This is a genomic window from Streptomyces sp. L500 (assembly GCF_054551825.1).
The window spans coordinates 87,288-99,607 of the sequence record NZ_JBTOLC010000010.1 but is presented as its reverse complement, the minus strand read 5'-3'; the positions used below and the strand labels follow the sequence as shown (position 1 = coordinate 99,607).

Sequence of the window (12,320 nt, the reverse complement as noted above, 5' to 3'; positions counted from 1 at the left end):
CCAGCCGAAGGTCCGCGGCGCGCACCACATCGTGTCGACGCAGACGGTCGTCGGATGCAAGGCCCACGAGGGCATCGCCCCGGGCTCATGGACATGTGGGCGCCGGAAGCTGCCCTGCACGGCGAAGACGGGATCGTCGAGGTCCTTATGGACCTGGTCGAGGCAACAACGGTGGACCTCGCCAGCTGATGCGCCGCTGCGCCGGGTGGGGTCAGGGTCACCTGTGCTGTCCGGTGGACGACGACTTCCTCGATCAGGTCGTGGTTCAGATCTCCGCTTCTTCGCCGGCCGAAACGGACCACGGCTGCGTGGCCTTCGTCGAGCAGGGTGGGCAGCGCCGCAGCGATGGCCGCGTGCTGACGCGCCACATCGGCAGGCGGCACACGGCGCGCCCGTAGCTGCTGGCGCTCAAGACAGACCTCGGCAGCGAACCGCGCGGCTTTGGTCGACTTGCCGGAGCCGCTCGGGCCCATCATGATCAGGCATCGCCCTGGCCCGAACGCCTGGCGTGCGGCGGCTACACCCTCCGTTGACATTGCGCCGTTTTGCTCCGTCATTTGGGCATTCTTCCACGCGGCGTGCGCGAACGGAGCCGGCGGCGGACCTTGCCAGTCGGTCTGCCTCGTGATGGCAGGCGGGCAGGGCGGCCGAGGGGCCGCCCTGGATATTGAGGCGGAGCTGTTGAGTTGCCTTCCCCGTGGTCCGCGTATGGCTGGGCCTGGGGATCTGCGGCGGGTGGCGTCGGCTACCCACGGGATTTCTGGTGAATCGGTTAGGCCCGGTACGGAAGCCAGAGATCGCCATCTACGATCTTGGCCTGTGGGCTACTGGAGAGGTCCCAGACGATCGACCGGGCCGGAACAGGGCCCTTGTTCGAAGTGACCTTGATGTTGCACATCTTGAGGTACTCCTCGGCTGGGTACTGGTCCCCATGGGGATCGCCGAATGCCTCGATGTACTGGCAAATCCCGGACTCTGGTTCGGGCCACGTCTGCTCACAGGCCGTCTCGGGCGGGTACTCCGTGCCGTCTTCGCGTTCGAAGAACACTCGGTACGTGTATTTTCCGTCCGGCGTGATCTCCTTGAGCTTGATCACACCAACAACCGTGACACCGACCTCGACGTCGTAGTCTTCACCCTTGACGCTCTCGCCTCCGTGGATGGCGTACGTGTGCAGATACCACTTGGGGTATCCAGCGTGGAAGGCGAGCACGGGCTGAAGAACAGAACCAGCTCCGGGCCAGAGATAGATAAAGACGTGGGGGTTGCTCACGTCCTTCGGGATGCTGGGGACGACCCAGGTGGTCCGCATTTCCGTCAGGTACTCGCCTTCGGGAAGCTTCGCCCAAGCGTGATGGTGGTTGTCTCCATACTCGGGGGCACTGACCGGCGCTGCTGAACGGTCGTTCATCTTCTGCTCCTCGGATCGGCTACCTGAACTGGCGCCTGAGCGCCTGACTGTTTGGACGACATGACGGCTGTCCGCAGGATCGTCCAGCGTTACCGTCACCGCGTCCTGTTGCAGCTCGACCCCGCGGGATCTGCTGCGGTGGACTGGCCGACCGAGGACGTCATGGCCAAGGTGCGGCGCAAGCTCGCCGACAGCGCGCGTGAAATACCTGCACACCCGGACCCATTACACCGCCTCTGCGCAGCATCGGGTCGACACAAGAACGGGAGAAGGCCCCCGGAATACGCCATCAAAATTCAGCGAATACCGCTAAATGATGGCGATGACGAAGAAGGCGCATGTAGCGGCTTTCCCGTTCCAGTCAACGATAAAAGCATGGAACTCTTTATCCGTCCGGGGATCGACGCCCGCACTCAACCCCCAGTTCGTGGCCGGGGTGACGGTGACCGCCTGGGGTTTGTCGTCGAAAGTGAGGACGTAGTGTACGGCTTGACCGTCACCGTGGCGCTCCACGGTGAAGCCATACCCGCTCACTTTTTTGAATCCATCGACATATCCGTAGGCCGCACGAACCGGCCCAGGCGGCTCCTGCTCCCCCCTGATGCCCTGGGGGTCGACGGGTCCCACAGCCCCGGCCTCCCCCTTCGGCCCCTTTTCGCCTCGCCCTGATTCAGGTGCCATTTTCCTTCCCCGCTCTGTCGTAGTCACACCCTAATAAATCAGGAGATCCAGCCCAGAGAAAGGGCATATCAAGACATCGCATGTGAAGGCGCAGGATGATCTGAAAAAGCGTATAAGCTTACTTCCCGGCTGCTCGACGGGCTTCGACGCCCGTCGCCGAAAGCGGCGCCCGGTACGACGGAATGCCACTGGGGCACAAAAAGCGGGCGTGGACCCCATCGGAGGTGCGAGCGCTAGAGCGGTATTTCGGACGCCGGGCGCAAGGCATCTCTCGGCGGTCCATGGCGATCGACGAGTGGCCTGTCTCGTAAAGTGCCTGTTGGATCTCGGGCCAGGCCGGGACGGCGTACACGGATGCCGCCAGCAGGAACGCCATGGCCGCGTGGTCCATCGGTGCGGAGTGCGCGAACCGGTCCACGCTCAGGACCGTGGATCCGCAGCAGATCATGATCAGCAGCCGGCGGGCCCGCCGCAGCCCGCAGGTCAGCAGCGCGAGGATACCGGTGGCCAGGGCGACGCTCAGGGTCGAGATCGACCGGGACGGCATCCGGTCATGGGCAAGGAAGTTGACCGCGTAGCCCACGACGCCGACCAGGCTCACCGCGATGCACAGGCGGCCGAGTGTGCCCAGGACGAGCGACTGTTGCGCGGGTGCGGTGGCCGGCCGGGTGGTTCCGCTACACATCGGCGGAGCGGTTCTGCCGGGCGTACGCGACGAGGTCGGCCCTGGTGACCAGGCCCAGCCGGGCGCGCAGAGCGGCCCTGACGCTCTCCACCGTGCGGACGCTGACCGTCAGCCGCGCGGCCACCTCACGGTTGGTGTGTCCCTCGGCGAGCAGGCCCAGGACCTGCCGCTCCCGCAGTTGCAGTTCCGGCTCCCGGCCCTGGGCACGGGCCAGCCCGGCGCCGAGCGAGGGCTGTACGTACCGTCCTCCGGCAGCCACTGTCCGTACCGCCAGGATCAGCTCGGACACGGGACTGCTCTTCAGCAGATAGCCCGCGGCGCCTGCGGCCAGTGCCTCGCAGATGATGGCACGGTCCTCGTAGCAGCTCTGCACGAGAATTCCCATTCCCGGTGCGGCGGCGAGGAATTGGGGGATGGCCTTGAGCGCCAGCCCCGACTCCAGCTTCATGTCCAGCATCAGCACATCGGGCTGCTGCTCGGAAACCATCTTCAACGCCTCGCGTTCGCAGGCCGCCTCCCCGACCACGATGAAGCCCTCGGGCTCCAGGAACGCCCGGGTTCCAGCTCGTACGGTCGGATGATCCTCGGCCAGGACCACTCGCACGGGACCCCCATCCTCTGCATAGCCTTTCGGGCACGGGGAAAACATGGCTGCTTTGCCGCCCTACTGAATGCAGTCACTTTCCGATGTAGTGGCCAATCTTGTCAACCGACGGATTTCTCGCAACGAACGGTCAAAAAATCAATTTCCTGCGGCCGGCCCGCAGAAATCTTGTGCACTTCTGCGGATTTCCCGCAGCGGGCGGGTCGGGAACAATCGTTTCGTCCGAATCGCCCACCGGACACCCTGTGATCACGGTAAAGAAAGAGCTCCGGGATCCTCTCCGCGCTCTTCGGCATCACGACCGACCCGGTCGACCGCACCCTCCAGCGACCCCGGCGCCAGGAAACCATGACCCTTCGAGGAGATTCCGGCCGAGATCCGGCCGTTCCGGACAAAAACGCCTTCCTTTTAGCGGAAGAGAGCACACCGACTCTCACCCTCTTCCGGCCCCTCAGGCCCACGTAACGCAAGCACATGACTTCCCGTCAAAAGCGCATCGCGATAACGCGGTCCGGAGGAATTCCGGGCTGTGTCCGGACCGATGCCCTCCACCCCGGCCGCATAGCGCTTGAGGCAACGGACGACCAGTTCTCACGTTGTCCGGTCGCTGCCGCGGGTGAGCCAGCCCTGGCGGCGGATGGTGAGGAGCCCGAAGGCGTCGAGGGCGTGGGAGAGGACGTCGGTGGCCAGGAGCTTGAAAGCGAGGGCCCTCCGTCGGCCGGTGCGGTGCAGTAGGCGGCTGGTGCGCAGGAGGCGCCGGCCGCACCAGTAGGTCACCACTGCGGTCGGTGCGAGGAGGTGGCCGGAGGTGGCCAGCCAGAGGTAGTACGCCGTGCCGAGGATGAATCCCAGGCGCAGGATCACGGAGACGGTGACGCAGCGTGCGAGGTAGGGGTGGTGCCAGATCCATCCGCCGGTCAGGGCGCTCAGGTGTTCCCGCCAGCTGTTGCGCTGGTGGCGCAGTCTTTGGCGGACGAGGCCGGGGAAGGTGTCCGGGAAGCGGGACCAGACGTGTGCGTTGGCCTGCAGGACCGTCCGGTAGCCCGCTTGGAGGGCCAGGGCGGAAAGCCGCGTGTCGTCACCGGGACCGCAGCGCACGCCCAGGAAGGACTGCGAGACCAGGTCGGGGCCGACTTGGCCCAGCAGAGCGCGCCGGTAGACCGCCGTGCGGCCGGGGAGGCAGCCCAGGGCCTGTCCCCGGACGGTCTGCGCGGCCATCACCACGATCGGCCCTCGGCCGCGGCGGATCTCCTCCCAGAACGTGGCCGGTTCCAGGACGAACGACTGGGTCGCCACCCCGCCGACCGTCGGGTCCGCGAACGGTGCGCTGACCGTGGGCACGAGATCGCGGGCCCAGACCGTGTCCGAGTCCGTGAGAGCGACCAGGCCCGCCGTGACGGCTTGCCAGCCGGTTCGCAGCGCCCGGCGCTTGTCCCGGTCCGCCGTGGTGATCACTCGTACGCCATGCGCCCGTGCCACCTCGGCACACGCGGTGTCGTTTTCGTGGATCACGCAGACGATTTCCGCCACGTCGTTGCGCAGCCATGAGCGCAGGGCCCGGCCGAAGAGGGCCGGGTCCTCCCGGTAGACGGGGCACACCACGGCCACCGGCTCCCGATGGCCGCGCCGGGCCGGCCGGTACCGCCTGGCGGCCCGGAGACGGCTGGTCCGTTCGAGGCGGCCCAGGACGGCCAACGCGATCGCCGGGGCCAGTTGGAGCAGCACCGGCCACGCCGCCGCGGCCGTCATAGCCATGGAGGCGCCGGCTCAGGGAAGGTCGTCCGGAACAGGATCCGCCGACCCCATTAGGTTCATGAAGCCGAAGGCGTCACTGTCGGCGATCTTCAAGTCGTCCGTGTCCATGGCGGACGGATGCTTCCCGCCATCCATGACGAACAGCGAATAACTCTCGTCCAGCTCGTACGCCACAGGCCGGTGACCACTCATCGGTACCTCCTCCGGATCGCCCGCCTTCCATGGATTCCACGGATCCCGTGAGAAATCAACGGCTCCTTCAGGACGACTCGAGCGCCAGTGGCAACCCGCTCCTTGGTCCGACGCATCGCCTGCCAGTGCCCGGAACGGCATACCGACGAGCAGTACACGGTGCACCCGGCCGAGCATCCGGCCTCAAGGGGACAGTCCGCTCGCGGAGGCGTTCGGTCAGTGGTCGGTCGAGCCGACCAGCCCTGCCACCAGCTGACGCGCGTACGCGGTGTCGAGCCCGTCGGGGCGGAAGAGGATGCGGTACATCATGGGGGCGACGACGCGGTCGAGGACCGTCTCGGCGTCGGGTGTGGTCTCCTCGCGGCCGGCCGCTCGGTCGAGGATGACGGCGATCTGCTCGGCCGCGTAGGCGGAGCACTGGCCGGCGTTGCTGCCGTCCGGGTCACCGAGCAGGGCGTCGCGGATGTAGGCGCGGCCCGTGGGGGCGGCCATCTCCTCGAGGAACTGCTCGGCCCAGGCTTCGAGGTCGGACCTCAGGCTTCCCTTGTCCTCCGGCGCCGTCTCGGGCCGCAGGCGCTCGACCGCCACGTCCGACAGCAGCTCCTGCAGATCGCCCCAGCGGCGGTAGATCGTGGACGGGGTGACTCCGGCGCGGGTTGCCACCAGGGGGACCGTGAGCGCTTCGCGGCCCACCTCCGCCTCGAGTTCGTGCACGGCGGCGTGCACCGACGCCTGCACCCTGGCGCTGCGCCCGCCGGGGCGCACCATTGGCTTTCGGCTCATACAACCACCTTAAAGCAAATACGTTGCTTCAAGCACTCGTCCGTGGCCCCGGCCGGACCGGCCGGGGCCACGCGGTCGGTTCGTTATACCGCCGCCGGCCGGCGCGCGGGCTGCGTCTGCTCGTAGGCGTGGCCGACCCTCAGCAACGCCGACTCCCCGAGGGGGCGGCCGAGCAGCTGCATGCCGATGGGCAGGCCCCTCGTGTCGTGTCCGACCGGCACGGACAGCGAGGGCACCCCGGTGATGTTGGCGGGGGCCGAGAGGCGTACGTAGGCGTCGGAGACACCCTCGACGGTGCCGTCCGGCCAGGTGAGAGCGGACTGGTCCGCCTTCGCCGCGGTCGCCGGGACCGTCGGGGCGGCGATCACGTCGACCTCCTCCAGCAGGCGCGCCCACGCCTGCCGCATGAGGGTGCGGGAGCGCTGGGCGCGCAGGTAGTCCCCGGCCGGCATCAGCTCGCCGGCTTCGAGAAGGATGCGGACGTCCGCCTGGTACAGCTCGGGGACGGCGCGCAGGGTTCGCTCGTGGTAGGCGGTGGCCTCCGGCACCATCAGGCCCCACTGGATGGCCTGGATGTAGCGCGTCATCGGGATCTCGACCTCGACGAGGCGCGCGCCGAGGGTCTCGAGTTCGGCGATGGCGCGCCGGACGGCGGCCTCGACCTCCGGGTCGACGTGGTCGAAGTAGTAGTTGCGCGGCACACCGACACGCAGCCCTGTCAGATCCGTACCCGCGCCCGGCCGGTAGTCCGCGGCGGACGTGGCCAGGGAGGCGGGGTCGCGGGGGTCGTGGCCGGCCAGGGCGGTCAGGACCAGGGCCGCGTCCTCGACGGTGCGAGTGATGGGCCCGACGTGGTCCAGCGACCAGGACAGTGACGTGATGCCGTGGCGGGGGACGAGGCCGTAGGTCGGCTTGAGGCCGACGACTCCGTTGAGCGCGGAGGGCACCCGGATCGACCCGCCGGTGTCGGTGCCCAGCGTGAAGGTCGCGCTGCCCGCTGCGACGGCGACGGCCGATCCGCCGCTGGAGCCGCCCGCGACCCGGTCCTGGTCCCAGGCGTTGTTGGTCTGCGGGGTGGTCAGGCCGTAGGCGAACTCATGGGTGTGGGTCTTGCCGACCAGGACCGCGCCGGCCGCGGTCAGGCGTGCGGCGACCGTGCTGTCGGCTTCCGCACGGTGGTCCGCGCGGACCCGGGAGCTGGCCGTGGTGGCCGCGTCGGCGACGTCGATCAGGTCCTTCAGCCCCATGGGGATGCCGTGCAGCGGGCCGTGCGGGCGGCCGGCGGCGACCTCCCGCTCGGCCTCGCGCGCCGCCCGGCGTGCCTGTTCCGCGGTGACGGTGACATAGGCGTTCAGGTGCGGTTCCGTCTTCTCGATCCGGTCGAGGACGGAGTCCACCAGCTCGACGGGGGACAGCTTCCGTGCCTGGATCGCGTCAGCGGCTGCGGCGAGGGACAGTTCATACGGCTGCATCGTTCTTCTCCTCTCCCGCGCGGTAGGCGGCGGCGGGCGGGGTGTCCCCGAAGTCCAGTTCCCGCAGGACCGCGACGACGGAGTGGATGTGGTTGGCGGTGGCGGCCACCGCGGCGTGCCGGTCGGCCCGCAGTGGGAGCCCTGCACGGTCGGCCCAGAGGGCCGCCTCCGGCGGCGTGAGTTCAGCAGCGGACATGAGCGTTCTCTCCTGATCGAGCTGGAGCTGTGGAGCAATCCCCGCACCAAAAGCTAACGGTTTGCTTTAAGTGACACTAGGCCATACGGTGGCTTAAAGCAAACCCGTTGCGTTTAACGGAAGGAGTCTCATGTCCAGCGCCACACCGGGCGCACCCGCACAAGTCCCTTGCTCACCCGCCGGCCCCGGCACGGTGAACCGCTCCGCAGCCTTCGTCCTCAACGTGTCGATCCTGGCCTCGCTTCTGGCGGCCTCCAGCGCGCCGACGCCCCTGTACCCCCTCTACCAGGACCAGTGGGGCCTGACGGCCCTGACGGTCACGGTGATCTTCAGCGCCTACTCCCTGACACTGCTGGTGGCCCTGCTCACCGTCGGAGCGCTCTCCGACCACCTGGGGCGGCGCCCCGTCCTGGTGGGCGCCCTGATCCTGGAGACGGTCTCGATGCTGGCCCTGGCCTCGGCGGACGGCGCCGGCCCGCTGATCGCCGCCCGCGTCCTCCAAGGAGCGGCCACGGGCGCGGCCACCAGCGCCGCGGGCGCCGCCCTCCTCGACCTGGCGGACCCCCGGCGGCCGGGCCGATCCGCCCTGACCAACAGCCTCGCCCCGGTCGCCGGCATGGCCGCCGGCGTACTGGTCGCCACCCTCCTCGTCCGCTTCGCCCCCGCCCCCACGGCCACCGTGTACGTACTCCTGGCGGCACTGTTCGCCGCCCAGACGATCGCGGTCACGTTCATCCCTGAGACGGCCCGCCCACGCGCCGGAGCGTTGCGCTCCCTGCGGCCGCAGCTCGCCGTGCCGCCCACGGCCCGCCGCGCCCTGCTGGCGGCCGGCACCGGAGTCGTCGCCGTCTGGGCCCTGGGCGGCTTCTACTCCTCCCTCGGCCCGGCGCTCGTACGCCTCGTGGCCCCCGGCGCCCCGTACGCGCTCGGCGGCATGGTCTTCTTCACCGTCAGCGCCGCGGCCGCGCTCACCGTGTGGACGCTGCGGCGAACAGCGCCGTTCGCCGCAGCCACCGGCGGAGCCATGGCAGTGATCCCGTCCGTGGCCCTGAGTCTGCTCGGTCTGCACGGCGTCGGCCTGCTCGCCGTCTACGCCGGCGCGGCCCTGGCGGGCGTCGCCTTCGGCGCCGTCTCCCAAGGCGCGCTGCGCATGATGCTCACCTCGCTCGGCGAACAGGACCGCGCCGCGACCCTGGCCGCCTACTACGTCCTCAGTTACCTGTCCATGAGCGTCCCCGCCATCGCCGCGGGCGCCGCGACCCAGCACTTCGGACTGCGGACCACCTCCCACACCTACGCCGTGGCCGCAGCCCTTCTCGCCGTCGCGGCGGTGGCAGCACTGACCGCGTCACGGCGCAAGGCGCTCCACGCCACAGACGACCACCTCCGCTGAAAACCACTGAAGAACAAAGGAAACCAAGGACCATGAACGCCTCACCGGCCGATGAGACCACCACCATCCCCTCCTGGACCGTGGGCGACGTCACCGTCCACCGCATCGACGAAGTCCCCCTGCCGCCCGCGACCGGACCCTGGCTGCTGCCGGACGCCACCGCGGACGTGGTCAAGCAGCAGGACTGGCTGCGCCCCGACTTCGCCGACCACGACGGCATCCTGCGCATCGACAGCCACAGCTTCGCGTTCGTCCTGGGCGGGCTGCGCATCCTCGTCGACACCGGCATCGGCAACGGCAAGGAGCGGGCCAACCCCGCCTGGCACAACCTGCGGACCGAGTTCCTCGATCGCCTCACCGCCGCCGGTTTCCCCCCGAACTCCGTCGACCTGGTGATCCTCACCCACCTGCACGCCGACCACGTCGGCTGGAACACGCGGGAAGCGGACGGCGAGTGGGTCCCCACCTTCCCCAACGCCCGCTACCTCACCTCCCGCATCGAGCGGGAGTTCTGGGCCACGTACGACATGGAAGAGGCGCGCAAGCAGATGTTCCGCGACTCCGTGATCCCCGTCGAGGAGGCGGGGCTGCTCGACCTCGTCGACGTCCCGGCCGAGGGAGTCGAGATCGCCCCGGGCCTGCGCCTGCTGCCCACGCCCGGCCACACCCCCGGCCACATCGCCGTCGAGCTGACCAGCCAGGGCGAGACGGCGCTGATCACCGGCGACTGCATCCACCACCCGGTCCAGTTCGCCCACCCCTCCATCGGTGCGTGCGTAGACATCGACCCGGAGGAGTCCGAAGCCTCCCGCCGCGCCCTGCTCGGCTCCCTCGCCGACACGGACACTCTGGTCCTCGGCACCCACTTCGCGCCGCCCACCGCCGGCCGCGTGATCACCGACGAGAACGCCTACCGGCTCGCGCCCGTCCCCGCAGCCCCGCGGACCGTCTCGCAGTGACCCGCCCCAGAGCCGCGGCTCGCACACAGCCCCTGTGAGCGGGGTCCTGACCGTAACCGTCTGACCAAGTGGAGGGCCTCCCGGGCCGCATAGCGCTTGAGGCAACGGACGGTTTCGCGACGGGACTTGCCCTCCTTGATCCTGCGCTCGTAATAGCCCTGCGTGCGCGGGTCGACCCGCAGGCGGGTGAACACGATGCGATTGGGCCAGCAGATCCAGCGTGACCCGAGCGGCCTGCAGCACTGGCTCCTCGTCGCCCTCCTCGTGACCGCTCACATCGGCGAACCGCGCACAGGTCCGGAAGAGTTCGGCATTGCCCAGTCCGGCAAGCTCTTCCCGCATGGCGGGGTCAGCAGTAAGTCAGCATCGGACCCGCCGGAACCCGTCGCAGGCCGCCCCCAAGCGCCACCATCAGGCAACCGCCAGACCGTGCCTCCGGGAGGCCCAGTCGACGCCGAGGCCCCGATACATGGACTACGGCACCTCGCTCCGCATTTGTTCAGATCACACAAACGGGCTACAGCGAGGCGACTGGCCCAGGACCGCCTCCAGCGCGCCCCCAGTCGCCCTTGAGCGCCCCGTGCGAGCATGCCCGGGCTGCTGCCCGGTCACCCGTACGGACGATCCGGGAAGATCCCCGGAACCCGTGGTGTTGACGCTCGCACCAGCCTTCGACTGCACAGCGACAGGAGTGGACCACCGCAATGCCCAGCACCCCCGCCACCACGGCAACCGCACAGATCGGCGTCACCGGGCTCGCCGTCATGGGCAGCAACCTCGCCCGCAACTTCGCACGCCACGGCCACACCGTCGCCGTCCACAACCGCACCGCCGCCAAGACCAAGGCCCTCATCGACGAGCACGGCCACGAAGGGAACTTCGTCCCCGCCGAGACCGCCGAGGAATTCGTCGCCGCCCTGCAGAAGCCCCGCCGCCTGATCATCATGGTCAAGGCCGGCGACCCCACCGACGCCGTCATCGAGGAGTTCGCACCCCTCCTCGAAGAAGGCGACATGATCATCGACGGCGGCAACGCCCACTTCGCCGACACCCGCCGCCGCGAGAAGAACCTCCGCGACCGCGGCATCCACTTCGTCGGCGCCGGCATCTCCGGCGGCGAGGAGGGTGCGCTGAACGGGCCCTCCATCATGCCCGGCGGATCGGTCGAGTCCTACAAGGCCCTCGGACCGCTGCTCGAAGACATCGCCGCCAAGGCCAAGGACGGCACCCCCTGTGCCGTCCACGTCGGCCCCGACGGCGCCGGCCACTTCGTCAAGATGGTGCACAACGGCATCGAGTACGCCGACATGCAGCTGATCGCCGAGGCGTACGACCTGCTGCGCACCGTCGGCGGGTTCGCGCCCGAGCGGATCGCGGAGATCTTCCGCACGTGGAACACCGGGCGACTGGACTCGTACCTCATCGAGATCACCGCCGAGGTGCTCGCCCACAAGGACGCCGCCACCGGACGGCCGTTCGTGGACATCGTGGCGGACGAGGCCGAGCAGAAGGGCACCGGGCGGTGGACGGTGCAGACGGCGCTGGACCTCGGGGTGCCGGTGTCCGGGATCGCCGAGGCCGTGTTCGCCCGTTCCGTCTCGGGGCACAAGGAGCTGCGCGAGGCGGCGAACGGTCTGCCGGGGCCCTCGGCCGAGGCCGCGGCCCTCTCCCCCGCCGAGGCCGAGGAGTTCGCCGCCCGGGTGGAGGAGGCGCTCTACGCGTCGAAGGTCGTGTCCTACGCCCAGGGCTGGAACATGATCGCCAAGGCGAGCGAGGAGTACGGCTGGAACATCGACCTGGGTGCCATGGCCGCCATCTGGCGCGGTGGCTGCATCATCCGGGCCGCCTTCCTCGACCGCATCCGCGCCGCGTTCGCGGCCGACCCGCAGCTCCCCACGCTGCTGGCCGACCGTCAGTTCGCCGAGGAGGTCGGTCGGGCCCAGGACGCGTGGCGCGAGGTCGTCGCCACCGCCGTGCGCCGCGGGGTGCCGACGCCGGGCTTCGCCGCCGCCCTGGCCTACTACGACGCGCTGCGCGCCGAGCGGCTGCCGGCCGCCCTGACCCAGGGGCAGCGGGACTTCTTCGGCGCCCACACCTACCGCCGCACCGACCGCGAGGGCTCCTTCCACACGCTCTGGAGCGGTGACCGGAGCGAGGAGCAGACCGCCTGACGGCCTGTACGAAGTCGT

13 protein-coding genes are annotated in these 12,320 nt (G+C 69.3%); 4 read left to right on the top strand and 9 right to left on the bottom strand.

Features of this window, described 5'->3' with window-relative positions; genetic code table 11:
* Positions 1-233: 233 nt before the first annotated feature.
* Positions 234-398 (top strand): hypothetical protein, encoded by a 165-nt coding sequence (locus ACX9I7_RS12795; protein ID WP_459387380.1) that lies wholly within the window; start codon positions 234-236, stop codon positions 396-398.
* 374 nt (positions 399-772) lie between these two features.
* Here the strand turns inward: ACX9I7_RS12795 and ACX9I7_RS12790 are convergent, their stop codons facing one another.
* The 9 genes from ACX9I7_RS12790 to ACX9I7_RS12750 form a co-directional block, all read right to left on the bottom strand.
* The gene (locus ACX9I7_RS12790; RefSeq protein ID WP_459387379.1) at positions 773-1,411 is read right to left on the bottom strand and encodes a hypothetical protein; all 639 of its coding nucleotides are present in this window, start codon (positions 1,409-1,411) and stop codon (positions 773-775) included.
* Between the two features lie 309 nt (positions 1,412-1,720).
* Positions 1,721-2,038, bottom strand: coding sequence for a hypothetical protein (locus tag ACX9I7_RS12785; protein WP_459387378.1), 318 nt, complete (start codon positions 2,036-2,038; stop codon positions 1,721-1,723).
* 172 nt (positions 2,039-2,210) lie between these two features.
* Complete coding sequence (locus ACX9I7_RS12780) at positions 2,211-2,777, bottom strand: hypothetical protein (RefSeq protein WP_459387377.1); 567 nt, start codon at positions 2,775-2,777, stop codon at positions 2,211-2,213.
* Positions 2,770-3,381, bottom strand: a complete 612-nt coding sequence (locus ACX9I7_RS12775) for a response regulator (protein WP_459387376.1) — start codon at positions 3,379-3,381, stop codon at positions 2,770-2,772. Before ACX9I7_RS12775 ends, ACX9I7_RS12780 begins: the two co-directional genes overlap by 8 nt.
* A gap of 591 nt (positions 3,382-3,972) precedes the next feature.
* Entirely contained in the window at positions 3,973-5,136 is a 1,164-nt protein-coding gene (locus ACX9I7_RS12770) for a glycosyltransferase (RefSeq protein WP_459387375.1), read from the bottom strand.
* 12 nt (positions 5,137-5,148) lie between these two features.
* Positions 5,149-5,493 (bottom strand): hypothetical protein, encoded by a 345-nt coding sequence (locus ACX9I7_RS12765; RefSeq protein ID WP_459387374.1) that lies wholly within the window; start codon positions 5,491-5,493, stop codon positions 5,149-5,151.
* A 51-nt stretch (positions 5,494-5,544) separates the two neighbouring features.
* Positions 5,545-6,111, bottom strand: coding sequence for a TetR/AcrR family transcriptional regulator (locus ACX9I7_RS12760; protein ID WP_459387373.1), 567 nt, complete (start codon positions 6,109-6,111; stop codon positions 5,545-5,547).
* A gap of 83 nt (positions 6,112-6,194) precedes the next feature.
* Positions 6,195-7,583 carry an amidase gene (locus tag ACX9I7_RS12755; protein WP_459387372.1) on the bottom strand — a complete coding sequence of 463 codons (1,389 nt, stop codon included), beginning with the start codon at positions 7,581-7,583 and terminating at the stop codon, positions 6,195-6,197.
* Positions 7,570-7,779 carry a hypothetical protein gene (locus tag ACX9I7_RS12750; protein ID WP_358621186.1) on the bottom strand — a complete coding sequence of 70 codons (210 nt, stop codon included), beginning with the start codon at positions 7,777-7,779 and terminating at the stop codon, positions 7,570-7,572. The genes ACX9I7_RS12755 and ACX9I7_RS12750 overlap by 14 nt, the downstream gene beginning before the upstream one ends.
* A gap of 130 nt (positions 7,780-7,909) precedes the next feature.
* On the opposite strand from ACX9I7_RS12750, the gene ACX9I7_RS12745 reads away from it, so the two are divergent.
* From ACX9I7_RS12745 to gndA, 3 genes are all read left to right on the top strand, one after another.
* Positions 7,910-9,172 (top strand): MFS transporter, encoded by a 1,263-nt coding sequence (locus ACX9I7_RS12745; protein WP_459387371.1) that lies wholly within the window; start codon positions 7,910-7,912, stop codon positions 9,170-9,172.
* Between the two features lie 32 nt (positions 9,173-9,204).
* Complete coding sequence (locus ACX9I7_RS12740) at positions 9,205-10,131, top strand: MBL fold metallo-hydrolase (RefSeq protein ID WP_387574174.1); 927 nt, start codon at positions 9,205-9,207, stop codon at positions 10,129-10,131.
* A gap of 704 nt (positions 10,132-10,835) precedes the next feature.
* Entirely contained in the window at positions 10,836-12,302 is a 1,467-nt protein-coding gene (gndA, locus tag ACX9I7_RS12735; protein ID WP_459387370.1) for an NADP-dependent phosphogluconate dehydrogenase, read from the top strand.
* The last annotated feature ends 18 nt before the right edge of the window (positions 12,303-12,320 follow it).

What these genes read in the sequence shown, in the direction of transcription:
- ACX9I7_RS12790 (WP_459387379.1), bottom strand. Translation starts at nt 1,411, where the DNA reads ATGAACGACCGTTCAGCAGCGCCGGTCAGTGCCCCCGAGTATGGAGAC.
- ACX9I7_RS12780 (WP_459387377.1), bottom strand. Translation starts at nt 2,777, where the DNA reads ATGTGTAGCGGAACCACCCGGCCGGCCACCGCACCCGCGCAACAGTCG.
- ACX9I7_RS12770 (WP_459387375.1), bottom strand. Translation starts at nt 5,136, where the DNA reads ATGGCTATGACGGCCGCGGCGGCGTGGCCGGTGCTGCTCCAACTGGCC.
- ACX9I7_RS12760 (WP_459387373.1), bottom strand. Translation starts at nt 6,111, where the DNA reads ATGAGCCGAAAGCCAATGGTGCGCCCCGGCGGGCGCAGCGCCAGGGTG.
- ACX9I7_RS12755 (WP_459387372.1), bottom strand. Translation starts at nt 7,583, where the DNA reads ATGCAGCCGTATGAACTGTCCCTCGCCGCAGCCGCTGACGCGATCCAG.
- ACX9I7_RS12750 (WP_358621186.1), bottom strand. Translation starts at nt 7,779, where the DNA reads ATGTCCGCTGCTGAACTCACGCCGCCGGAGGCGGCCCTCTGGGCCGAC.
- ACX9I7_RS12745 (WP_459387371.1), top strand. Translation starts at nt 7,910, where the DNA reads ATGTCCAGCGCCACACCGGGCGCACCCGCACAAGTCCCTTGCTCACCC.
- ACX9I7_RS12740 (WP_387574174.1), top strand. Translation starts at nt 9,205, where the DNA reads ATGAACGCCTCACCGGCCGATGAGACCACCACCATCCCCTCCTGGACC.
- gndA (WP_459387370.1), top strand. Translation starts at nt 10,836, where the DNA reads ATGCCCAGCACCCCCGCCACCACGGCAACCGCACAGATCGGCGTCACC.